The organism is Streptomyces sp. NPDC043726, assembly GCF_056436565.1.
Window position 1 is genome coordinate 169,990 of record NZ_JBWKCI010000007.1, and the last position, 22,433, is coordinate 192,422.

A 22,433-nucleotide genomic window follows, 5' to 3' on the forward strand; every position below is an offset into this window, starting at 1 on the left:
ACCGGCACCACCGAACGACCCTCACCTTCCCCCCATCCGGAGGATCACGTGTCGTCACGACCCACTCGCCGCACCGTGCTCACCGCCACCGCGGCCACCGCCGCCGGCCTCGCCGTCGGCGCCGGCGGGCAGGCCCACGCCGTGCCCACGCTGCCGGGCGGCACCAGCAAGGACAAGGTCCTCGTCATCGGCATGGACGGTCTGCGCCATGACCGGATCGCCGCCGCCGACGCCCCGCACCTCAAGGCCATGATGAGCGAGGGCACCTTCGGCCTCTCGCTCCTCTACGCCAACCCCATGGCCGCCACCTCCTCGGGCCCGGGCTGGTCCACCATCTCCACCGGTGTCTGGCCCGACAAGCACGGGGTCAAGGACAACACCTTCGCCGGGAAGAAGTACGGGCAGTACCCCGGGTTCCTCGCCCGCCTCGCCCAGGTCCGGCCCGAGTTCTCCACCTACGCCGCCGTCGACTGGAAGCCCCTCGACACCCAGGGCACCGTCACCCCCGGCGCCGACGCCAAGCTCGTCCTCGACGGCGACGCCGACGGGTACACCGGGCACGACGCCACCATCGCCCATGAGGCCGAGGCCATCATTCGCGACCAGAATCCCGACGTGCTCTTCGTCTACTTCGGGCAGTCCGACATCGTCGGCCACAACTCCGGCGCCGGCAGCCAGGCGTACCTGACGCAGATCGCCGTACAGGACGCGTTCGTCGGCAGACTCCGGGCGGCCATCAAGGCCCGCCCCGCCTACTCCACCGAGCGCTGGACCGTCATCGTCACCACCGATCACGGGCACCTCGACGCCGGCGGGCACGGCGGGTCGGCGGTCGAGGAGCGCCGTACCTTCGTCCTCGCCACCGGACCGGGCATCGCCGCCGGCGCCCGGCCCATCGACACCCGGCTCGTCGACGTCGTACCCACCGTCCTCAAGCAGCTCGGCATCGCCGTCGACCCGGCCTGGGGCCTGGACGGCAAGCCGATCCAGGAGCGGTCCACCGACCCCTTCGACGCGCTCACCCTCTCCGCCCGCACCGACGAGACCGGCATCCCGGCCACCGTCCTCGGGTACACCCACACCCCGCCCAGCGGCTGGTCGGTCATCAACAACGCCATGGGCACAGGCGGAGTGACCGAGTGGCGCGGCTGGTCCTTCGCCACCGACGAGTTCTGGTCCCGCACCCAGCGCGACCAGTCCCGTGAGCTCAATGTGCGGTCCCGGGGCGTGTTCGCCGTCGCCGACTCCGACGAGTGGTCCGACAAGACCTTCTCCGGGGCGTACGACTCCACCCTCGTCACCCCCGCCCACGACGTCACCGGCCGCACCACGGTCCGGCTCGACTTCACCACCTTCTACCGGCAGGAGGGCGCCCAGACCGCCCAGGTCCTCGCCTCCTTCAACGGCGGCACCCCGACCGTCGTCAAGAGCTACACCTCCGACGTCGTCTCCCAGCCGCAGTCCCTCTCCGTACCCGTCCCCGCCGGCGCCTCCAGCGTGAGCTTCCGCTTCCGCTACACCGGCGCCAACAACTGGTACTGGGTGATCGACGGGGTCAGGGTGAGCACTTCCTGATTAGGCTGAGGGCGTCGGTACGCCGTGGTTCCGGCGCCCTCAGCTCACCTTCGTACGTACGCCAGGAGTCCCGCACATGGCAGACCGCAAGCCCATCGAGTCATGGCTCACCGACATGGACGGTGTGCTCATCCACGAGGGCGTACCGATCCCCGGCGCCGACGCGTTCATCAAGAAGCTGCGTGAGTCCGGGAAGCCGTTCCTGGTCCTCACCAACAACTCCATCTACACCCCGCGCGACCTGCACGCCCGGCTGCGGCGCATGGGCCTGGAGGTGCCGATCGAGTCCATCTGGACCTCGGCCCTGGCCACCGCCCAGTTCCTGGACGACCAGCGGCCCGGCGGCTCGGCCTATGTGATCGGCGAGGCGGGGCTCACCACGGCGCTGCACGACATCGGCTACATCCTCACCGACCACGAGCCGGACTACGTCGTCCTCGGTGAGACGCGCACCTACTCCTTCGAGGCCATGACCAAGGCGGTCCGGCTGATCAACGAGGGCGCCCGGTTCATCTGCACCAACCCCGACGAGACCGGCCCCTCCACCGAGGGCCCGCTCCCCGCGACCGGCGCCGTCGCCGCCCTGATCACCAAGGCGACCGGCAAGCAGCCCTACTTCGCGGGCAAGCCGAACCCTCTGATGATGCGCACCGGCCTGAACGCCATCGGGGCCCACTCCGAGACCAGCGCCATGATCGGTGACCGCATGGACACCGACGTGCTGGCCGGCATGGAGGCCGGGATGCAGACGTTCCTGGTGCTCACCGGGCTGACCCGGCCGGAGCAGGTGGAGAACTTCCCGTACCGGCCGTCCAAGATCGTCGACTCCATCGCCGACCTCGTCGACCGGGTCTGAAAACCCCGAGGGCCGGGATTCGACCCGTTCGGAGCAGTCGGGCCCCGCTGAGGATGCGGGGTCCGGCGCCCGGGAGGAGCCTCCAAGTAACTGGAGGTTCACGATGGGCTCAACGAAAGTCACTCTCTGTGCGGGCATGGCCGCGGTCGTCCTCGCACTCACCCCGGGGGCATACGCGGCGGACGGGGGCGGCATCTCGGTGAACCCCGCCTCGCCCACCCCGGGCGGTGACGTCGCACTGCGCGTCACGGGCTGCGCCGAGAAGACGGCCAGCGCCGTCTCGGCCGCGTTCGTCACCGACGTCAAGCTCACCGTCAACGGCGCCGAGGGCACCCTGATCGGCGAGAGCCGCATCCGGTCCTCGCTGGAGATCGGGAGCTACGACGTCACCGTCACCTGCGGTGACGCCCGGCGGACGGTGTCCCTGCCGGTGGGGAAGACGCCGGCCACCCCGGCCTCGCCGGTCGCCCCCGTGAAGGCGGGCGGCGGCGGTACGGCGGTACGGCTCGCCGAGGCCGACGACGGGGCCGACACCACCGGCCCCGGCAGGATCCACGCCGTGATCGGTCTCGTCCTCGCCGGTGTCGCGGCGACGGCCGTGGCGCTCAGAAGCGCCCGCCGGAGCCGCGGGACGGACTGACCATGTCCGGACATCCACGTTCGCGCCTCTCCGGCCGTCTGCTCACCGGTACGGCCTGGGCCGTACTGCTGCTCGGGCTGTGGCTGTGGGGACGGGACGCCACCGACGTACGGCACGGGATATCCACGCCCACCACCGGCGACATGGCGGCGGTGGGCCGCCCGCCCGACGTCGCGATGCCGCCCCCCGCGCGGCCGCTCGGCGACGCCCTTCCACAGCGCGTCGACATACCCGGACTCGGGGTGCAGGCCCCCGTGGTGGCCCGCGGACTCGACTCCCAGGGCGCCGTCGACCCGCCGCCCTTCGACCAGCCCGGCGTCGTCGGCTGGTACGCCGCCGGCGCGGCGCCCGGTGCGCCCGGGACGGCGCTGCTGGTGGGGCACGTCGACACCGAGACCAAGCCCGCCGTCTTCTACAAGATCAGCGTGCTGAAGCCGGGTCAGACGGTCCGTGTCATCCGCGACGACGGCCGGGCCGCCGAGTTCACCGTCGACGACGTCCAGGTCGTCACCCGCGACCGCTTCGACGCCCGCCAGGCCTACGGCCCCCGCGAGCCGGGTCGCGCCGAACTCCGGCTGATCACCTGCGGCGGCACCTTCGACCGAACCAGCCGCAGCTACACGGCGAACGTCGTGGTGTCGGCGTACCTCACGGGCACGGGTCTGTGAGCGGGCACGGGTGTGTGAGCCGCCGCGGGCCTGTGAGCGGGCACGGGCCTGTGAGCGGGCAACGGCCTGTGAGGCATGGGCAGGAGAAGGCCACCTGGCCCGGTCGACGACCCGCTCCCCCCGAAGCCGCCGACCGGGCCGGCCCTCGACCGCGCGCGCTCGGGCTGCGGGAGTAACCCGGCGGCAGGCGCGGGAGGTTGGAGTGGTCATCACGGGGGGAGGCGACAGGCCGGGGGCTGGGGCCGTCTGACACGACTCTATGACGGATGGGGGCAGTGGCCTAGGGCCCTCCCCCACGACCGCTCACATCCCCACGACCACTCCCCTCGCCGCGCGCCCCTCGGCCAGAGCCCTCGCCTACGGCCGCCCACCCGCCGTGCCCCTCGGCTCGGAGCCTTGTCTGCGGCCGCTCACCCGCCGCGTCCCTCGGCTCGGAGCCTTGTCTGCGGCCGCTCGCCCGCCGCGTCCCTCGGCTCGGAGCCTTGTCTGCGGCCGCTTGCCCGCCGCGTCCCTCGGCCCAGAGCCCTTGTCTACGGCCGCCCGCCCGGCCCGCCCCCGGCCTCGCGTCGGAGTTCCGTGTCGTCCGCGATCCGGTCGATGACGGCCTGTGCCACCCGGTCCAGCGGCAGGCGGTGGCGTCGCGCGTACTGCCGCAGGGCCACGAAGGCGTGGTCCGCGCCGGTCTGCCAGCGCTCCGCGAGCATGCCCTTGGCCTGCTCGATCCGCACCCTGCTCGACAGCGCTTCCTGCAACTGGCCCGCCAGCGTGCGGTACCGGGCGTGCGTGCGCTGGTTCTGCAGGCCCACGGCCGCCGCGTCGGCCAGCGCCTGCGCCAGCCGCAGCTCACCGCCGCCGCCCTCCGCGTCCTGGGGCAGCGTCGGCACGAACACGTTCAGCGCCCCCAGCAGCGTCTCCCGGCGGCGCAGCGGTACCGCGAAGGTCGCCGCCACCCCGTGCCGCAGCGCCCGCTCGGTGAACACCGGCCAGCGCGCACCCGCGTGCGCGACGCCGATGGAGACCGGCGGCACCGGCTTCCCGGTGCCGTAGCTGTCCAGGCAGGGTCCGCCGCCGGACTGCGCCCGGAGCAGGTCGAGCGCGAGCTCCCGCTGCCGGCTGCTCCCGGCCAGCGAGACGGTACGGCCTCCGTCGATCAGCATGAACCCGGCCGCCCGCGCGCTCAGCAGGTCCACGCAGTGGTCGCAGACGCGTTGTAAGTAGTCGGCGGTCTCGAATCCGTCGGTCAGCGTGTCCGCCGCCTCCACGAGCGCGGCGGCCAGCCGGGTCTCCCGAGTGGTGCACTGCATGGCCCACGTCCCTTCCCCTGACGCCCTCCCCACTCAGCGGCGCACCTACCCTCACCCCCAGGGGTGTAACAGCTCGCGGACAAGGCTCGACCGCCATCGTGGGTACCAGGACGCGTATGTCAGGATTGAGGCTTGGAACAGTGCACCCAAGGGGGAGTTGGATGTACGGCAGTAGGGGGGCCCGGAGGGGCGCGTCCGCGGTGGTGCTGGGGGCGGCGCTGCTGGTCTCGGGATGCTCCTCCGACGACGGTGGTGACGAGCCGGAAAGCGCCGGCGCCGGAATCACCCAGCAGCCCAAGGAGATCGACCCGTTCTGGGTCAACCCCGACGGAAACGCGGCCCAGCAGGTGGCCGACTACGAGCAGGACGGCAAGGACGCCGACGCCGAGCAGATCCGCAAGATCGCCGAGCAGCCGACCGGCGAGTGGATCGGCCCGGAGAGCCCCGAGGAGCAGGCCCGCGGCTTCACCGAGGCCGCGGACAAGGCGGGCCGTACGGCTCTGCTGGTCCTCTACAACATCCCGCACCGCGACTGCGGCCAGTACTCACAGGGCGGCGCCGCCGACGGCAACGCCTACCGCGACTGGATCGACGGTGTGGCGGCGGGCATCGGCGAGCGCTCGGCGACGGTCATCCTGGAACCGGACGCGGTCCTGCACCTGGTGGACGGCTGCACTCCGGACGAGTTCCACGAGGAGCGCTACGACCTCCTCAAGGGCGCGGTGGAGAAGCTCAAGTCGCTGAAGAACACCAAGGTGTACCTGGACGCGGGCAACGCCGGCTGGGGCGACCCCGACCAGATCTTCGAGCCCCTCCAGTGGGCGGGCATCGAGCAGGCCGACGGTTTCGCGGTGAACGTCTCGAACTTCTACACCACCGAGGACTCCATCGAGTACGGCAAGAACCTCTCGGCCAAGGTCGGCGACAAGCCCTTCGTCATCGACACCAGCCGCAACGGCAACGGCCCGTACGAGGAGGGCGACCCGAACGAGCGGTGGTGCAACCCTCCGGGCCGGGCCCTGGGAGAGACGCCGACCACCAAGACGGCGGACCCCCTGGTCGACGCCTACGTCTGGGTCAAGCGCCCCGGCGAATCGGACGGCGAGTGCAAGGGCGGCCCGAAGGCGGGCGAGTGGTGGGCGGAGTACGCGCTCGGACTGGCCAAGGCGTCCAAGTGACCTCCCCGCGCCCCGTCAGGGGCGCGGGGATTCGCTTTCAGGGGATCCGAACCCATTGCGCCTTCGACGGCACCCCTTGGTCGTCCACGACGAACAGCATGTACCACCCGGCCTGGACAAGGTTCTTGTTCTCCGGCACGGTCACCGTCACCTTGTCGCCCTCGGTCGTGAAGTCCAGCGCGACGGACCGCTGGTCCACGTCCGTGACATGCGTCGCCGCGCTCGGCCGGATCAGCCGTACCTTCTTGATCGACGAGGCGTGCTGCGAGGTGAACGTCCCCGTCTCACCCCGCTCGATGGTCTTCGTCCCCTCGGACAGCGACGGACGGGACCCCTGGTACAGATACGGCGGCGTGTAGATCTCGATCCGCTGCTCGAACTTCCCCGGCTTGGTGTTCGCCTTGTCGCCGTACAGCGAGTCCGACCCGAAGAACATCACGCGGCCGTCGGGCAGCAGCACCGAACCGGAGTGGTAGTTCCGCCCGACCAGCGGATCGGCGACCTGGTCGAAGGAGTTGGCGGTGGGGTCGTAGATCCGCGCCTGGAGGATGTTGGAGTCCCCGCGCCCGCGGTAGTCCTCGGAACCGCCCGACACCAGCACGGTGTCATCGGGCAGCACGGAGGCCTGCGGGTACCGCGTCCCCTTCTCCATCGACGGCCCGTCCACGAACTTCGGGCTGTCGGCCTTCAGGTCGATCAGCCGCGTCTTCTCACTGGACAGCTTGGACTCGCCGACGCCACCGCCGCCGATCACCATGTACTTCTCGTCCTGCGCCGGAGGCAGCAGCACGGTCCCGGAGGTCTCCAGCTGGTCGGCGTCGCTCAGTCCGGGAAGCTTGGTGAACTTGTTGGTCTCCACGTCCCAGACACCGGGGTCACGCCCGACGTCGTCAGGGCCGTATCCCGCGTTGGACCCGGAGTAGAAGACCTTGCCGTTCTGCATCAGGAACAGCGCCGGGTAGGTCGGGAACTGCCGGACCTTCTCGGTGTACGTCCACTTCTTGGTCTCGGGGTCGTACACCTCGTTCTTGCCCGGCACCAACTGCCCGATGTCGTCGAGCCCGGAGACGCTGAGGATCTTCCCGTCGCTCAGGGTGGTGAGCGTCGGGTACCAGCGGGCCTCCTTCATCGGGTCGACCTTGATGTACTTCTCGGCGACCGGATCGAACTCGTAGGCGTCCCGGATGCCCTGGAAGTCCTTCTTGTCCAGCGCCAGCTTCTGCGCGATGCCGTACGTGTTACGCGCGTCAGTGCCGGACAGGCCCTGCACCCGGTAGTTGTCCTCGGTGCCGGTCTCGTACTTCGAGCCGCTCTTCTGCGCCTCGACGTAGATCCGGCCGAGCCCCGGGTCGTTGCGCAGGAACTCGCCCGTGTCCGGGTCGAAGACCTTCTTCGCGCGCGGCACCAGCACCGGGTCCTTGGAGACGAACGTCTTGCCGTTCTCCTTGCCCGTGAACTTGGTGCCCGCCGGCAGGGTGATCGGCTCGTCCGGGTTCTCGTTGTGGACGATCATCAGGCCGCCGGCCTTGGTGACGTCGCCCTTGAGCTTCTCGTACCGCTTGGTGCCGCCGGCGATCAGCAGATTGCCGTTCGCCAGCTGCGTGTGCCCCGTGCAGAACAGGTCGCTCGGGGTCGGCACCTTCTTGATGGTGCCCTTGACCGGGTCCCAGATCCGGGTGTCGAACCTCTTCGCGTCGAAGTTCTCCTGGTTGTTGCCGGAGCCCGCGACGAGCAGCACCTTCCCGGTGCGCAGCAGCGCCGCGTGGATGGTGTTCTGCCGGTACTCCTCCGGGAAGTCGACGATCTCCCAGTGACCGTTGTCGGCTTTGTACTCCGGTCTGTTGATCTGGTACTGGTGGTATTTCTCGGTGCCGAAGCGGTAGAGCCACGGACCGTTCATCCCGGCCAGCGCGAGCACCACCGCCGTGCCTATCGTGAGTCGACGGACACGGCGGCGGCCGGCCTGGTCTTTCATTCCTTACGTCCCCCAAGTCCACCCAGGGCGATTTGCATGGTCTGGTCGGTGCCGCCGGCCGAGGGCTGCTGGGCGGCGGCCCAACTCGGCTTGTGCTGCGGGCTGTGGTGCGTGCCCGCCTGGGCGGGCAGCGGCTGCGGCTGGGCCTGGTGCGGCACGACCGGTGTGGCCGGGTCCGGCTCGGCCGGAGTCGGCGGCTTCTTCTTCGCCTGCCGGAGCATGTGCCGCCAGGCGAAGATCGGCGTGGCCGTGATCAGCATGGCGAACGTCGCCCAGATGACCATCGCGGGGTGCGAGTGCCCGTAGACGAAGCCGGCGGCGATCGAGGCGCCGAAGATCAGGATGAAGTACCAGTGGTAGCGGAAGGTTCCGAACCAGCGGTCGGGGCTGGCCGAGTCGCCCTTGGGGGTGACGACGAACTTGCTCTTGCGGCGCAGCACCGAGTCGATCAGCGCCTTGGCGTACAGCGGCGCGGACAGGGCGGACATCACCATGCCGGCCACACCGCCGGAGCCCTCCGGCTCGTGCGGCGAGACGTTGTGGCGGCGGTTCCAGACGTAGAGGCCGATCTGCAGCGCGGAGGCGTTGCCGTAGAGCATCAGCCATATGGTCGGGTCGATGTCCACACCCGAGGCGCCGAGGCCCAGGAACAGGGCGCAGCTGATGGCCGCGAGGATCCAGTTCAGGGCGGACATCGGATAGAAGATGATCATCATGGTGTAGTTGAAGAGCTTGCTCGGCGGCAGCGAGTACCAGCCCTTCCAGTACTGCTTGAGGATCGTCTCGTACGTCCCTCGCGACCAGCGCATCTGCTGGGTGAAGAAGTCCGTCCAGGCGCTCGGGCCCTCACCGACGGCCAGCACGTCCGGGGTGTACACCGAGCGCCACTTCTTGCCCGTCGCCGGGTTCTTGTGGCGGTGGATCTCGAAGCCGGTCGCCATGTCCTCGGTGATCGAGTCGTACAGACCGCCGATCTGCTTCAGCGCCTTGATGCGTACGGCGTTCGACGTACCGACGAACATCGGGGAGCCGTAGCGGTTGCCCGCACGCTGGATGAGGGCGTGGAAGAGGAACTGCTGGGACTCGGCGGCCTTGGTGACGAAGTTGTCGTAGTTGCCGTAGACCTGCGGGCCGATGACGAAGCCGACGTTCGGGTCGCGGAAGAAGCCGAGCATGCGCTCCAGGTAGTTGGGGAGCGGCACGTGGTCGGTGTCGACGGAGGCGAAGTAGTCGTAGTTGTCGCCGTGCGCGTCCAGCCAGGCGTTGTAGTTGCCGTGCTTGGTCTTGGCGCGGTGCGGGCCCTTGGGCTGGTTCCACTTCGCGATGCCCTTGCGGGAGAAGTGGTGCACGCCGAGCCGGGCGCAGACCTCCTTGACCGCCGGGTCGTCGCCCTCGTCGAGCAGCCAGACGTGCAGCAGGCCCCGGTGGCGCAGCTTGACGGCCGCCTCCAGGGTCTTCGTCACCATCTCCAGCGGTTCCTTGCCGGGCACGAAGGAGGTCAGGAAGGCCACTCTCGTGCCGGTCTCGGGCACCACCGGGATCGGGTCGCGGGCGACCAGGGTGGCGTGCGCGTTCGACAGGACGTTCATGCAGCGGAAGAACTCGATCAGACCGATCGAGACGAGCATGACGACGTCGAGCGTCGGCAGGAAGTCGTAGGCCGGGTAGTCGCGTTCCGTCCAGTGCTCGGGCTGGAGCAGCCAGGCCAGCAGGACCAGCGAGAGCAGCGGCGCGGCCGCCAGCATCAGCGCGACCCTGATCCGGTGCGGCTCCTGCGAGATCAGCGAGCGGTACTGGACCCGGTACGGCTTGTTCGGGTCGGGCTGGGTGAGGGGACCGGCCAGCCTGCTGTAGTGCTCGTAGTCATACTTCGGCAGTGTCTTCTTGATCCGCCGGAACGCCCCGGTCCGGTGCGTAGGCACTCTGAGCTGAGTGGTTTGTGACGGGTCGGAGTTCGGCCGGGCGCCCGTCGGCGTCGACGTCATGAGTCATCCCCCCACACGCAGGTCGCCGCGTGTCTGTCGGTTCCTTCGTCTGCTTCGGTCCCCCTCGACCGTCACAGACGTATCAGTGGTGGGTCACAGTCACCACGTCTTCCACTTCATAGACATGGAACCGCGACCTTCCGGTTGCATGATGCCCCCCTCGGCATCCGATCGTGAACGGGGCCCCTCTCCCCGCCGAATCGGGCAACCGGCTCCTTGCCCCCCAACTGCCGCGTAACCGCAGCATCTTGAAGAACCAGGGTTCTACGGCGTTCAGCATGATCGCAAGATGCGAAACGCGGTGTTTACCGGTCATACGCGTTCATTGTGGCGCCTGTGGGGGTCTTGTGGACCTGTTGTGGATGCGGGGATATGCCGAGGCTCCCGCTCTTACGAGGGACTTCCGGTGGACATCGGATACGCCGGAAGCCCCTCGCTTCCACGAAGGGCTTCCGGTGTCGGTGCGCCGCCAGGGACTCGAACCCCGGACCCGCTGATGCTGCACTCCCTGGGGGATAACCCCCAGACCCCCAGCCGCCCCTGCAGGTCGTACCAACCCGACCAAGAGCGGAGGCCCCACGCTGTCGCGAGGAGCCTCCACCGTCCGTGCGCCGCCAGGGACTCGAACCCCGGACCCGCTGATTAAGAGTCAGCTGCTCTAACCAACTGAGCTAGCGGCGCCTGCTGACGTCGTAACTCTACCTGACCTGGGAGGGTGCTCCGGACCGTGCCCGGCGGGCCCCCGGATGGCCCTGTACATCATTCGGACCGTCAACATGCGCGTGCGGAAGACGGTTGAGAAACTGGCGAATGTGTACACACGCGGACATTTCCATCCGGAATGTGAGGGGCATCGCATGGGGACTCCGGTCTTCGAGGAATTCGATCCCACGAACGACTGCGACTGCCCCGGATGCGTCCACTGGCGCCGCGTCCTGCCGCACTCCGCGGCGGGCCGCACCGGCGCCCACCCGGCCCACCGGACGGTGATCGTGGCGGCCGCCGCCACGGCCGCGCTCGGCGCGGGACACGCCGTACCGGCGCTCGCCGCCCCGCAGACACCCGCCCCGCAGACACCCGCCCCGCAGACACCCGGCCGGCCGAGCCTTCCCGCGGGCCTCCCCGGCGCCGACGAACCCGACACCCCGCAGGGGAGCAAGGCCCCGCTGCACGGCCCGGGCGGGACCCCGGCCAAGCCCGCCAAGGCTCCCACGACCACCCGGGCGGACATCATCAGGCGGGCCAAGCTGTGGGTCGCGGCGCGGGTGCCGTACAGCATGTCCCAGTACTGGTCGGACGGGTACCGGCAGGACTGCTCGGGGTTCGTCTCGATGGCCTGGAACCTGCCCGGCAACGAGTGGACCGGATCGCTGGACCAGTACGGCGTGCGGATCCTGAAGGACGACCTCCAGCCGGGCGACATCCTGCTGTTCCACAACCCGGCGGACCCCGAGAAGGGCTCGCACGTCGTCATCTTCGGCGGCTGGACGGACTACACCCACACCTACTACATCGCCTACGAGTCGACCCGCCCGTACGCCCGCAGGCAGTCCACCCCGTACGCCTACTGGAGCCACTCCGACCGCTATGTCGCCTACCGCTACAAGGGCCTCGCCGGCGGTACGGCGGGCTCCGCGCCGGACACCGGCACGCCCGGCGGCGAGAAGCCGGGCAGCGAGAAGCCGGGCGGCGACCGGCCGGATGCCGGGGAGCCCGGCTCGACGCCCTACCCCGGGCGGGCCTACTTCGGGCCCGGGGCCAACAACAAGTACGTCACCCGGCTCGGCCGCATGCTCGTCGAGCGCGGAGCGGGCCGCTACTACGCCTCGGGTCCCGGGCCGCGCTGGTCGGACGCCGACCGGCGGGCCACCCAGGCCTTCCAGTACGCGCAGGGCTGGCGGGGCCCGGACGCGGACGGGCTGCCGGGGCCGCTGACCTGGGAACTGCTGGTCACCGGGGGCGGCCGGGACGTCAACGCCGGAGCCGCCGGACCGCCCGCGCCACCCGCCTCGCACGGGGTGCCCGGGTATCCGGGGCGGGCGCTGCTGCGGCCCGGCGCGAACAACTCCTACGTCACGCTGCTCGGGAAGCAGCTCGTGAAGAAAGGGTTCGGCAAGCACTACACGACCGGTCCCGGGCCGCGCTGGGGCGAGGCGGACCGGCGGAACGTCGAGGCCTTCCAGCGCGCCCAGGGCTGGCGGGGCGGCGCGGCGGACGGCTACCCGGGCCCGGAGACCTGGCGACGGCTCTTTTCCTGAAGCCCTTTCCGAAGCCCTTCTGAAGCCCTTCCTGAACATCTGTTGTGACGCATCTGGCGCGGAGGCTGGAGGCACGCATGAGCACGACCACTTCGTCCACACCGCCGACACCGGAGTCCGAGGGGCGGCCCGAGCACCCGGCTCCCCGTCCCGCCCGGCTGATCCAGAACGAGGTCACCACCGAGATCCCGGTCCATCTGCTCTTCCGTGACGAGCCCGAACCGGTGTCCGTCCCGTTGAAGCCCGCGGTCGTCAGCCGCCGGCAGGGGACGGGGGAACAGCCCCGCCTGCGCCGGCCGGCCGCCGCGCGGGCGCGGTCGGTGCCGGACGTGGACCCGGAGCTGGTCGAGCGGCCCGCGCGGGTGCTGCCGGGTTCGGCCGGGGTGCTCGCCGGGGCCTGCGGTCTCGCGGGCTGCGCGGTCACCTCCTGGTGGGCGGGAACCCTCCCGCCGCTCGCGCTGGAGGCGCTGCGGCTGCCGTCGTACGCGGGCGCGGCCCTCGGCCCCGCCCAGTGGGCGGCCTACGCCGGGGCCGGCGCCCTGGGTCTGATCGGCTTCGGCGGGCTCGCCCGGGGCCGGACCGGACGGGCCTGGGTGCTCGGTCTGTTCGGCCGCTACCGGGGGACGGTCCGGCGCACCGGGCTGATGTGGGTCAATCCGATGCTGCTGCGCCGCCGGGTGGACGTACGGCTGCGGCACTGGCGCAGTGAGCCGATGCCGGCGGCGGACGCGAGCGGGGTCGCGCTGCGGGTGGTGGTCCTCGCGGTGTGGCGGGTGCGGGACACCGCGCGGGCCACGCTGGGTGTGGAGGACCACGAGGCGTACCTGCGCGAGTGCGTGGAGGCCGCGCTGGCGCGGGTGCCGGTGGAGGCGCCGGGGTCGGGGCGCGGCACGGTGGACGCGGCGGGGGAGCGGCTGACCCGGCTGGTGGCCGCCGACGCGGCGCCCATCGGGGTCGAGGTGTTCTCGGTGCAGCCGGTCCGGGTGGAGTACGCCCCCGAGGTGGCCGCCGCCATGCACCGGCGCCGGATCGTCGCGCTGGACGCCCAGCACCGGGCCTCGATGCTCACCTCGGTGGTGGACTCGGTGGAGGACACGGTGACCCGGCTGACCATGCGGGGCCTGGTCGAACTCGACGACTACGAACGCAAGGCGCTCGTGAAGGACTTGACGGTCGCCTTCTGTGCGGGGCGCGGGGAATCGGGCTCGTGATTGGTATGGACATGTTCAACTAACGGCAATACTCTCAGACTTGGTCTAGACCTACCCTGCACAGCTCACTGAACATCCCCCACGTTCCCAGGAGCGGCAGCATGCGCAGAATGACCAAGTTGTCTGCCGCCGTGGTCGGTCTCGCCACCACCGGAGCCTTGGTGCTCTCGTCCGGCGGGGCCACAGGCCACGGCTACACCGACCTCCCCATCAGCAGGCAGAAGCTCTGCCAGAACGGCACCGTGACCAACTGCGGATCCATCCAGTGGGAGCCGCAGAGTGTCGAGGGCCCCAAGGGCTTCCCGGGCTCCGGCCCGGCCGACGGGCAGATATGCAACGGCGGGGTTGGCCACTTCGGCCAGCTCAGCGCACCACGCACCCCGTCGGGCGGCGCCTGGCCGGCCACGAGTGTCAGGGGCGGCCAGAGCTACACGTTCCGCTGGCAGTTCACCGCCATGCACGCCACGACGGACTTCAAGTACTACGTCACCAAGCAGGGCTGGAACCAGAACCACAACCTGGCCCGCTCCGACCTCAACCTCACTCCGTTCCTGACGGTGCCGTACAACGGTCAGCGGCCGCCGTCCACGCTCTCGCACAGCGGCACGCTGCCGTCCGGGCTCAGCGGACGACACGTGATCCTGGCGGTGTGGACGATCAACGACACCGGCAACGCCTTCTACGCCTGCTCGGACGTCACGTTCTGAGCATCGCTTGAGCAACTCCGTCACCCCCCGCGGGTAGGTTTCCCGCACGCCGCCCAACCGGCCCGGCGTGCGGGAAACCGCTGCGTACCTGTGTCTGCGGGCGTTCGCGACCACGCGGGACGGCTCCGCGACGCAGCACCATGTCCACGAGTTCGCCACCCGCGACGGCCGTACCGTGCGCTTCGAGGAGGAGCACGGGCTGATGCCGTAGCCCTCCACATCTGACGGCATGTCAATTACCGTGCGCGCCCATGGAGTCCACGAGCATCGCCGAACTCGTAGGGGCGCGCTGGGGTGACCATCGGCCGGGGCTGTGGTGCGAGGGGCGGGTGCTGAGCCATCACGAGGTGGCCGCCGGGGCCGCCGCTCGCGCGGCGTTACTGGCCGACCTGCTGCCGCCCGGCGCGGCGCCGCACCTGGGCCTTCTCCTCGACAACACCGAGGAGTACCCGCTCTGGCTCGGCGCCGCCGCCCTCGCCCGCGCAGCGGTCGCCGGGATCAACACCACCCGCAGAGGCCCCGAACTGGCCCGGGACATCCTGCACACGGAGTGCCGCGTCCTGATCACCGAGCCGACGCACGTCCCCCTCCTCAAGGGCCTCGACCTGCCCGGCGTACGGCTGCTGCTGACCGGCTCCGAGGAGTACGACGCCCTCCTCGCGCCCTACGCCGACGCGCGCCCCGACCCCTCCCGCGCCACCCCGCGTGACCGCCTGCTGCTCTACTTCACCTCCGGCTCGACCGGCGCCCCCAAGGCCGCGATCTGCACCCAGGGCCGCCTGGCCGCCGCCGGGGAGTCGCTGGCCGGGCAGTTCGGGGTCGGGCCCGAGGACGTGCACTACATCTGCATGCCGATGTTCCACGGCAACGCGGTCATCGCCGACTGGGCCCCCGCGCTCGCCCGCGGGGCAGGGGTGGCCCTGCGGCGGCGCTTCTCGGCGTCCGGCTTCCTCCCCGACGTACGGGCCTTTGAGGCGACCTACTTCACCTACGTCGGCCGGGCGATCCAGTACGTCCTCGCGACCGAGCCCCGCGCCGACGACCGCGACAACCCGCTGCGGCTCGGCTTCGGCACCGAGGCGGGGGCGGCGGACGCGGCGGCCTTCGAGCGGCGGTTCGGGGTGCGGCTGGTGGAGGGATACGGCTCCTCGGAGGGCGGCGCGGCGATCCAGTGGTCGCCGGGGACGCCGGCGGGCGCGGTGGGACGGGCGGTGCCCGGTCTCGTCGTACTCGATCCGAAGACGGGTCAGGAGTGTCCGGCCGCGTGCTTCGACTCCGGCGGGCGACTGCTGAACGGGGACGAGTCGATAGGGGAGCTGGTCAACCGGGGGCCGAGCCCCTTCGAGGGGTACTGGCGCAATCCGGGGGCGGAGGCCGAGCGGCGGCGGGACGGGGCGTACTGGACGGGAGACCTGTTCTGCCGGGACGCCGACGGCTACCTCTACTTCGCCGGGCGGGCGGACGACCGGTTGCGGGTGGACGGGGAGAACCTGGCCGCCGCGATGATCGAGAACATCCTCGCGCGGTACGACGGTGCCCGTGCCGTCGCCGTGTACGCGGTGCCGGATCCGGTGACCGGGGACCAGGTGATGGCGACCCTCGCCGGCACGTTCGACCCGCTGACCTTCACGGAGTTCCTGCTCTCCCAACCGGACCTCGGCACGAAGATGGCCCCGAGGTTCATCCGAGTGACGGACGCCATACCGGTAACGGCCACAAACAAGATCCACCGCGCCTTGCTCCGCCGAGAGGGCGTCCACTGCCAGGACCCGGTGTGGTGGCGCCCCCCGGGCGAACCGACATACCGCCCCCTGACCCAGGAGGACGCCAAAGGGCCCCTCGTCAGCACGAGGGACCCTTCAAGGTGCGCTGCCAGGGACGCCTGAGTCCCCCCGGTAATGAGTGAAGGCCCCCCGCTGCTGCGAGGAGCCTTCGCTTTCGGTGCGCCGCCAGGGACTCGAACCCCGGACCCGCTGATTAAGAGTCAGCTGCTCTAACCAACTGAGCTAGCGGCGCATGACTCACGTCAGCTGCTTGATTTGGTGTCTCGCGGCTGACGACAGAGAAAATACTACCTGGTCCCGAGGGGTGCTCTTGACCAAGATCAGGTGTACGTGTCCAGGGGTGCGGCCGGCCCCCACCGGCCCGCGGTCGAAACGCGACGCACCTAGATCGCCAGCGACAGCAGAACCGGCGCCGCGTTCCGGTTGAGCGCGTCCGCCGCCTGCCGGAGGCGATGCGCGTGTTCCACCGGAAGCGACAGGGCCAGGCACCCCACGGACGAACCCGCGGTGATCGGCACCGCCGCGCACACCGTGCCGATCGCGTACTCCTGGAGGTCCAGGACGGGCACCGTCGGCGGCTGCGACTCCAGGCGGGAGAGCAGCAGCTTGTCGCTGGTGATCGTGCGCGAGGTGAGGCGGGCCATCTTGTGCCGGGACAGATGGTCCCGCCTGCCGTTGTGGTCCAGCTGTGTCAGCAGGCTCTTGCCGACCGCCGTCGCGTGCGCGGAGACCCGGAAGTCCACCCACTCGTTCACCGCCGGAGTCTCCGGCCCGGCCGCGTACTGTGTGACCCTCACCTCACCGTCGACATACCGGCTGATGTACACCGCCGCGCCGACCGAGTCGCGCAGCCGGTCCAGGGTCTGCTGGAGCTTCTCGCGCAGCGCGGCCTCCCGGTCGTGCGCCGAGCCCAGCCGGGCCAGCGCCTCCCCGGTGACGTACGCGCCGTCGGCGACCTGCTCGACGTACCCCTCGCGGCGCAGCATCCTCAGGAGGCTGGTCAGGCGCTCCGGGCTGAGGGTGGTGTGCCGGGCGAGTTCGGCGTCGGTGATTCCGGTGGTGTGCCGTGCCACCGTCTCCAGGACGCGCAAGGCGTCCTGGGCCGAGTGGTACGGCGCGGTCGGCTCGTGCTTCAGCTCCACGGTGTCCCCCTGCGCTAGCTTGTGGGGCCGGATTCCAGTCAGCCAATCGACTCAACGATAGCTGCCAAGAGGCTTGTAGTGAGCGGTTGTTGACAAGATTCCGACGCCCTCAACTGCGGTGATAACCCTCTGGCATATGACAGGGCCATGCCCCGGAGGTCGGGATCACAGCACCGCGCTGAGAAACTCCCGGGTCCGGTCGTGTTCGGGCTCGCTGAAGATCTTCTCCGGGGCCCCCGCCTCGATGACCCGGCCCGAGTCGAACATCAGCACCTGGTCGGAGATGTCCCGGGCGAAATTCATCTCGTGGGTCACACAGAGCATCGTGATGTCGGTGGAGCGCGCGATGTCCCTGAGGACGTCGAGGACGCCCGCGACCAGCTCCGGGTCCAGCGCCGAGGTCACCTCGTCCAGCAGCAGCACCTGCGGCCGCATCGCCAGCGCCCGCGCGATCGCCACCCGCTGCTGCTGACCGCCGGAGAGCTGCCCGGGGTGCTTGTCGAGGTGCTCGGTGAGCCCGACCAGCTCCAGCAGTTCCCGCGCCCGCTCCTCGGCCGCGTCCTTGGACATGCCGAGCACGGTGACCGGGGCCTCGGTGATGTTTCGCAGGACCGTCATGTTCGGGAACAGGTTGAACTGCTGGAACACCATCCCGATCTTCTTGCGGACCTCGCGGACCTGCTTCTCCGGCGCCGGGAACAGCCGCTCCCCGTCCACGGTGATCGTGCCCTCGTCGGGCTTGGTCAGCGTCATCAGCAGGCGCAGGATCGTCGTCTTGCCCGAGCCGGACGGACCGATCAGCGTGACGTGCTTGCCGGCCTGGACCGAGAAGTCGAGGTGGTCGAGGACGGTGTTGTCGCCGAACCGCTTGGTGACCTGCTCGAGCCGGATCAGCTCGCCGCTGGACCGCTTGTCGGCGGGGTTCATCTCGGGACTGTGCTGGATGTCAGTGGACAAGGCGTCGCTCCAGGGCTCGCAGAAGAAGGGAGGCCAGATAGGAAATGACGATGAAGGCCACGCCGATCACCGTCAGCGGCTCGGTGAACTGGAACTGCTCCTGGGCGAACAGCCGGGCCTCGCCGAGCATGTCGAGCACGGTGATCGCCATCAGCATCGGCGTGTCCTTGAGCATCGCGATCACGTAGTTGCCCAGCGCCGGCACGACCCGCCGGATGGCCTGCGGCAGGATCACCGCGGTCCACGTCCGGGTGAGCGGCAGGTTCAGCGCCGTCGCGGCCTCCCACTGGCCGGCCGGCACCGCCTCGATGCCGGCCCGGTAGACCTGCATCGTGTACGTCGAGTAGTGCAGCCCGATGGCGAAGACACCGGTGGTCAGCGCGGAGGCGGTGACGCCCCACTCGGGCAGCACGTAGAAGAGGAAGAACAGCTGCACCAGCAGCGGGGTGTTGCGCACGAACTCGGTGACCGCGCCGACCGGCCAGGTCACCCAGCGGGTCGGCACCCGCATCAGCAGCGCCCACACCAGGCCCAGTACGAAGGCGATGACCGAGCCGAGCGCCAGCGCCTGGAGGGTGACCAGCAGGCCGTCCCAGAACTGCGGCATGAAGTCGGCGACCGCTCCCCAGTCCCACGTCATCCGAGACCACCCCCGACGCCGGTGCCCACCGGCTCAGGCGCGACGAGTTTCTTCTCCGGCCGCTTCCCGACCCCGGCCTTCAGCCTCTTCTCCAGCCCGCGCATCAGCCGGGTCAGCAGGAAGGCGATCACGAAGTAGATGAGCAGGATGTACGTGTAGATCTCCGCGCTCTCCTGGAGCGCGAGCCGTACCAGGTTGCCGCTGAAGGCGAGGTCGCCCATGCCCATCACCGACACCAGCGCGGTGCCCTTGAGCAGCTCGATCAGCAGGTTGGAGAAGGGCGGGATCATCTCCGGCACCGCCTGCGGCAGCAGGATCAGCCTCATCCGCTGCCAGGGCGTGAAGCTGAGCGCGATCCCGCCCTCCTTCTGCGCCGGGTCGACCGCGTTCAGGGCGCCGCGCACGATCTCCGAGCCGTAGGCGCCGTAGGTGAGCCCGAGGGCGAGGGTGCCGGCCCACAGGGGCACCAGCTGCCAGCCGAAGGCGGGCGGCAGCACGAAGAACACCCAGAAGATCATCACCAGCGCCGAGGTCCCGCGGAACACCTCGGTGTAGAGGCCCGCGAGGAAGCGGACGATCCACAGCCGGTGGGTACGGGCGATACCGGCCACGAACGCCACGGCCGTGGCGAGCAGCGCGCTGAGCACGAGGAGCTGGACGGTGACCCAGACACCCTTGAGCACCAGTTCCCAGAGTCCTGAAGTCATCCGCCGCAGAGCTCCTTCGCGGTCAGCTCCGTCATCTCCGCCTCGGTGAAGCCGAACGGCTTGAGGATGCGCAGCAGTTCGCCGCTCTTCTTCAGCTTGCGCAGCTCGACGTTGAAGGCGTCCCGCAGCTTGGTCTCGGTGGGCCGGAACGCGAACGCGCCGCCGTCGACATGGGGTTTGCCCCCGACCAGCGGCTTGAACGGTTCGGTCGCCTCGGCCTTGCCGGACTTCTTCACCACCTCACGGGTGGTCAGCGCCGTCCCCGCGAAGACGTCGACCCGGCCGGCCTCCACGGCGTTCAGCCCCGCGACCTGGTCCGGGACGATGAGGATGTCGCTCTCCTCGTACCCGGCCTCGACCGCGTACTGGATCTCCGCGTACCCGGTGCCGGTCGCGAACTTCGCCTTCTTCTCCACGACGTCCTGGTAGTTGTTCAGACCCTTCGGGTTGCCCTTGCGGACGATGAAGGAGTCGAGCATCTGGTAGTCGGGATCGGCGAAGATGACCTGCTCGCAGCGCTCGGGATTGACGTACATCCCGGCCGCCACGACGTCGAACTGCTGCGAGTTGAGCCCGGGGATCAGTGAGCCGAACTCGGTCGGCACGGGCTGCACGCGGTCCACGCCCAGCCGTTTGAAGATCACCCGCGCCAGCTCGGGCGCCTCGCCGGTCAGTTCGCCGTCCTTGTCGATGTAGCCGAACGGGATCTCGCCCGCGATCCCGAGCCGTACGACGCCCGCGGCCCGCAGCCGGTCCAGCAGCTCACCGCCGTCCTCGGTGGAGGCGGTGGCCACCCGCGAGCAGCCGGCCGCGCCCAGCGCGCCGAGCGCCGCCACCCCCGCGAGCAGCGATCGGCGTGTGGTGCCGGATATGTGTTCGGAATGTTCCAGTGGTGGAGCCATGGCGGCGCGGCTACCCGAGTCCATGCGATGTATGCCCCCTGGATCGTGGGGCGGGATGAGGGCACCGTGGAGCGCATGACTGATCGGTTCATCGAGGTCTCGCTCCTGAAGCGGGACATCCACTGCACGGCGAGGCTGCTGGACGACCGCGCACCGATCACCTGCGCGGCCGTCTGGGACGCCCTCCCCCTGAGCGGCGACGTCTACCACGCCAAGTACGCCCGCAACGAGATCTACGCCCTGTTCCCGCCGTTCGCCGGGACCGAGCCACCCCTGGAGAACCCGACCGTCACCCCCATTCCGGGCGACCTGTGCTATTTCGCCTTCGCGGGCGCCGAACTGGGCACCAAGGCCTACGGCTACGACCGCGAGGTCCGCCCCGGCACCACCCTCGTCGACCTGGCCCTGTTCTACGAGCGCAACAACCTGCTGCTCAACGGCGATGTCGGCTGGGTGCCGGGCATCGTCTGGGGCCAGGTGGTCGAGGGCCTTCCCGGGATGGCGGACGCCTGCAACGCCCTGTGGCGCTCGGGCGCGGCGGGGGAGACGCTCAGCTTCCGTCGGACATGAGGGCGTGCGCCGCCCGCAGCACCAGGTCGTCCCGGTGCCGGGCGGCCACGAGCTGGAGGCCCACCGGAAGTCCGTCCCCGTCCGTGCCCACGGGGACGGTGGCGGCGGGCTGCTGGGTCATGTTGAAGGGGTACGTGAAGGGCGTCCACCCCGTCCAGCGGCGGTGCCCGGAGCCCTTGGGCACCTCGGCGCCCGCCTCGAACGCCGTGATCGGCAGGGTGGGGGTGACCAGAAGGTCGTAGGAGTCGTGGAACCGGCCCATCCGGCGGCCGAGTTCCATACGGACGTCCACCGCGGCCAGGTAGTCCAGGGCGCTGTACCGGGCGCCGAGTGCGCAGATCTCGCGCAGCCCGGGGTCAAGCAACTCCCGCTGGTGCGGCCCGAGTCGCTGGGTCACCCGGGCGGCGCCGCTGAACCACAGGGTGTGGAAGGCGTCCACCGGGTCGGTGACATCGGGGTCGGTCTCCTCGACGTACGCCCCGAGCGCGGCGAGCCGCTCCACCGCCCGCCGCACGGCCGACGCGACCGCCGGGCGCACCGCCACCTGTCCGCCGAGCGAGGGCGAGAACGCCACCCGCAGCCCGCGCACCCCGCCCTCGCGGGCGAGGGCGTCGGCGAAGGAGCCGGCCGCCGGGCCGAGCGCCGACCAGTCCCGGGAGTCGGGGACGCCGATCACATCCAGCATCAGCGCCGCGTCGGCCGCGTCCCGCGTCATCGGGCCGACATGCGACAGCGTCCCGAACGCGCTCGCCGGATACAGCGGCACCCGGCCGTACGTCGGCTTCATCGCGAAGATCCCGCAGAAGGACGCCGGGATGCGGACGCTGCCGCCCCCGTCGGTGCCGAGCGCGAGCGGGCCCGCGCCGAGGGCCACGGCCGCGGCGGCGCCCCCGCTGGAACCGCCCGCCGTGCGCGTCGGGTCCAGCGGATGCCGGGTGACACCCGACAGCGGCGAGTCGGTGACGCCCTTCCAGCCGAACTCCGGGGTGGTGGTCTTGCCGAGGAAGACGGCGCCGTGCGCCCGCAGCCGCGCGACGGAGGGCGCGTCCTCCTCCCAGGTCCCCTTCTCCGCGAGGGTCCTGGAGCCCTTGAGGGTGGGCGCGCCCCGCATCAGCAGGATGTCCTTCACGGTGACCGGGACCCCGTCCAGCAGCCCGCCCGGCTCCCCGCGCCGCCACCGCTCGGCCGACTCCCGGGCCTGCTCCAGGGCCTGGTCCGCGGTGATCCGCACGAAGGCGTTCACCTCCGGCTGGATCAACTCGGCCCGCTCCAGCGCGGCACGCGTGGCCTCCACCGGGCTGAACGCGCCCGTGCGGTACCCGTCGAGGAGTTGTACGGCGGTCAGTCCGGTCAGGTCGGTCATACGCCCTCCAA

20 protein-coding genes and 2 tRNA genes are annotated in these 22,433 nt (G+C 70.3%); 11 read left to right on the forward strand and 11 right to left on the reverse strand.

Features of this window, described 5'->3' with window-relative positions:
* The first annotated feature begins 48 nt into the window (after positions 1–48).
* The 4 genes from AC068Z_RS21420 (at position 49) to AC068Z_RS21435 (ending at position 3,739) form a co-directional block, all read left to right on the forward strand.
* Positions 49–1,575, forward strand: coding sequence for an alkaline phosphatase family protein (locus tag AC068Z_RS21420; RefSeq protein WP_478557648.1), 1,527 nt, complete (start codon positions 49–51; stop codon positions 1,573–1,575).
* Positions 1,576–1,651: 76 nt separating this feature from the next.
* Positions 1,652–2,431: an HAD-IIA family hydrolase gene (locus AC068Z_RS21425; protein ID WP_478557651.1), complete on the forward strand. Its 780-nt coding sequence runs from the start codon at positions 1,652–1,654 to the stop codon at positions 2,429–2,431.
* 103 nt (positions 2,432–2,534) lie between these two features.
* On the forward strand, positions 2,535–3,071 hold the full coding sequence (locus tag AC068Z_RS21430; protein ID WP_478557654.1) for a hypothetical protein: 537 nt from the start codon (positions 2,535–2,537) through the stop codon (positions 3,069–3,071).
* Positions 3,072–3,073: 2 nt separating this feature from the next.
* Complete coding sequence (locus AC068Z_RS21435) at positions 3,074–3,739, forward strand: class F sortase (RefSeq protein WP_478557657.1); 666 nt, start codon at positions 3,074–3,076, stop codon at positions 3,737–3,739.
* 530 nt (positions 3,740–4,269) lie between these two features.
* On the opposite strand, the gene AC068Z_RS21440 is transcribed toward AC068Z_RS21435, so the two are convergent.
* A complete protein-coding gene (locus AC068Z_RS21440) occupies positions 4,270–5,043 on the reverse strand; it encodes an ANTAR domain-containing protein (protein WP_478557660.1) in 774 nt (257 codons plus the stop codon).
* Between the two features lie 161 nt (positions 5,044–5,204).
* On the opposite strand from AC068Z_RS21440, the gene AC068Z_RS21445 reads away from it, so the two are divergent.
* A complete protein-coding gene (locus AC068Z_RS21445; protein WP_478557663.1) occupies positions 5,205–6,221 on the forward strand; it encodes a glycoside hydrolase family 6 protein in 1,017 nt (338 codons plus the stop codon).
* 37 nt (positions 6,222–6,258) lie between these two features.
* Here the strand turns inward: AC068Z_RS21445 and glxA are convergent, their stop codons facing one another.
* From glxA to AC068Z_RS21460, 3 genes are all read right to left on the reverse strand, one after another.
* Positions 6,259–8,196 carry a radical copper oxidase GlxA gene (gene glxA, locus AC068Z_RS21450; RefSeq protein ID WP_478557666.1) on the reverse strand — a complete coding sequence of 646 codons (1,938 nt, stop codon included), beginning with the start codon at positions 8,194–8,196 and terminating at the stop codon, positions 6,259–6,261.
* Positions 8,193–10,181, reverse strand: coding sequence for a glycosyltransferase family 2 protein (locus AC068Z_RS21455; protein WP_478557669.1), 1,989 nt, complete (start codon positions 10,179–10,181; stop codon positions 8,193–8,195). Before AC068Z_RS21455 ends, glxA begins: the two co-directional genes overlap by 4 nt.
* A gap of 607 nt (positions 10,182–10,788) precedes the next feature.
* Positions 10,789–10,862, reverse strand: a tRNA-Lys gene (locus AC068Z_RS21460).
* A 176-nt stretch (positions 10,863–11,038) separates the two neighbouring features.
* Here AC068Z_RS21460 and AC068Z_RS21465 point away from each other — a divergent pair.
* The 5 genes from AC068Z_RS21465 to AC068Z_RS21485 all read left to right on the forward strand — a co-directional run bounded on the left by AC068Z_RS21465 (position 11,039) and on the right by AC068Z_RS21485 (position 16,243).
* Entirely contained in the window at positions 11,039–12,439 is a 1,401-nt protein-coding gene (locus tag AC068Z_RS21465) for a peptidoglycan-binding protein (protein ID WP_478557672.1), read from the forward strand.
* Positions 12,440–12,516: 77 nt separating this feature from the next.
* Positions 12,517–13,650: an SPFH domain-containing protein gene (locus AC068Z_RS21470; protein WP_478557675.1), complete on the forward strand. Its 1,134-nt coding sequence runs from the start codon at positions 12,517–12,519 to the stop codon at positions 13,648–13,650.
* A gap of 101 nt (positions 13,651–13,751) precedes the next feature.
* Complete coding sequence (locus AC068Z_RS21475; RefSeq protein ID WP_478557678.1) at positions 13,752–14,357, forward strand: lytic polysaccharide monooxygenase auxiliary activity family 9 protein; 606 nt, start codon at positions 13,752–13,754, stop codon at positions 14,355–14,357.
* 67 nt (positions 14,358–14,424) lie between these two features.
* Entirely contained in the window at positions 14,425–14,568 is a 144-nt protein-coding gene (locus AC068Z_RS21480; RefSeq protein ID WP_478557681.1) for a hypothetical protein, read from the forward strand.
* Between the two features lie 40 nt (positions 14,569–14,608).
* Positions 14,609–16,243 carry an AMP-binding protein gene (locus AC068Z_RS21485; protein WP_478557684.1) on the forward strand — a complete coding sequence of 545 codons (1,635 nt, stop codon included), beginning with the start codon at positions 14,609–14,611 and terminating at the stop codon, positions 16,241–16,243.
* 56 nt (positions 16,244–16,299) lie between these two features.
* Here the strand turns inward: AC068Z_RS21485 and AC068Z_RS21490 are convergent.
* The 6 genes from AC068Z_RS21490 to ehuB form a co-directional block, all read right to left on the reverse strand.
* A tRNA-Lys gene (locus AC068Z_RS21490) sits at positions 16,300–16,373 on the reverse strand.
* Positions 16,374–16,524: 151 nt separating this feature from the next.
* The gene (locus AC068Z_RS21495) at positions 16,525–17,283 is read right to left on the reverse strand and encodes an IclR family transcriptional regulator (RefSeq protein ID WP_478557687.1); all 759 of its coding nucleotides are present in this window, start codon (positions 17,281–17,283) and stop codon (positions 16,525–16,527) included.
* A gap of 165 nt (positions 17,284–17,448) precedes the next feature.
* On the reverse strand, positions 17,449–18,210 hold the full coding sequence (gene ehuA, locus AC068Z_RS21500) for an ectoine/hydroxyectoine ABC transporter ATP-binding protein EhuA (protein ID WP_478558604.1): 762 nt from the start codon (positions 18,208–18,210) through the stop codon (positions 17,449–17,451).
* A 19-nt stretch (positions 18,211–18,229) separates the two neighbouring features.
* Positions 18,230–18,880 carry an ectoine/hydroxyectoine ABC transporter permease subunit EhuD gene (ehuD, locus tag AC068Z_RS21505; protein ID WP_478557690.1) on the reverse strand — a complete coding sequence of 217 codons (651 nt, stop codon included), beginning with the start codon at positions 18,878–18,880 and terminating at the stop codon, positions 18,230–18,232.
* Positions 18,877–19,587, reverse strand: a complete 711-nt coding sequence (gene ehuC, locus AC068Z_RS21510; RefSeq protein ID WP_478557693.1) for an ectoine/hydroxyectoine ABC transporter permease subunit EhuC — start codon at positions 19,585–19,587, stop codon at positions 18,877–18,879. Before ehuC ends, ehuD begins: the two co-directional genes overlap by 4 nt.
* Complete coding sequence (ehuB, locus tag AC068Z_RS21515) at positions 19,584–20,489, reverse strand: ectoine/hydroxyectoine ABC transporter substrate-binding protein EhuB (RefSeq protein ID WP_478558607.1); 906 nt, start codon at positions 20,487–20,489, stop codon at positions 19,584–19,586. The genes ehuC and ehuB overlap by 4 nt, the downstream gene beginning before the upstream one ends.
* Before the next feature lie 75 nt (positions 20,490–20,564).
* On the opposite strand from ehuB, the gene AC068Z_RS21520 reads away from it, so the two are divergent.
* A complete protein-coding gene (locus AC068Z_RS21520; protein WP_478557696.1) occupies positions 20,565–21,059 on the forward strand; it encodes a DUF3830 family protein in 495 nt (164 codons plus the stop codon).
* Here AC068Z_RS21520 and AC068Z_RS21525 read toward each other — a convergent pair.
* A complete protein-coding gene (locus AC068Z_RS21525; RefSeq protein WP_478557699.1) occupies positions 21,040–22,422 on the reverse strand; it encodes an amidase in 1,383 nt (460 codons plus the stop codon). The genes AC068Z_RS21520 and AC068Z_RS21525 overlap by 20 nt on opposite strands.
* Positions 22,423–22,433 lie beyond the last annotated feature (11 nt).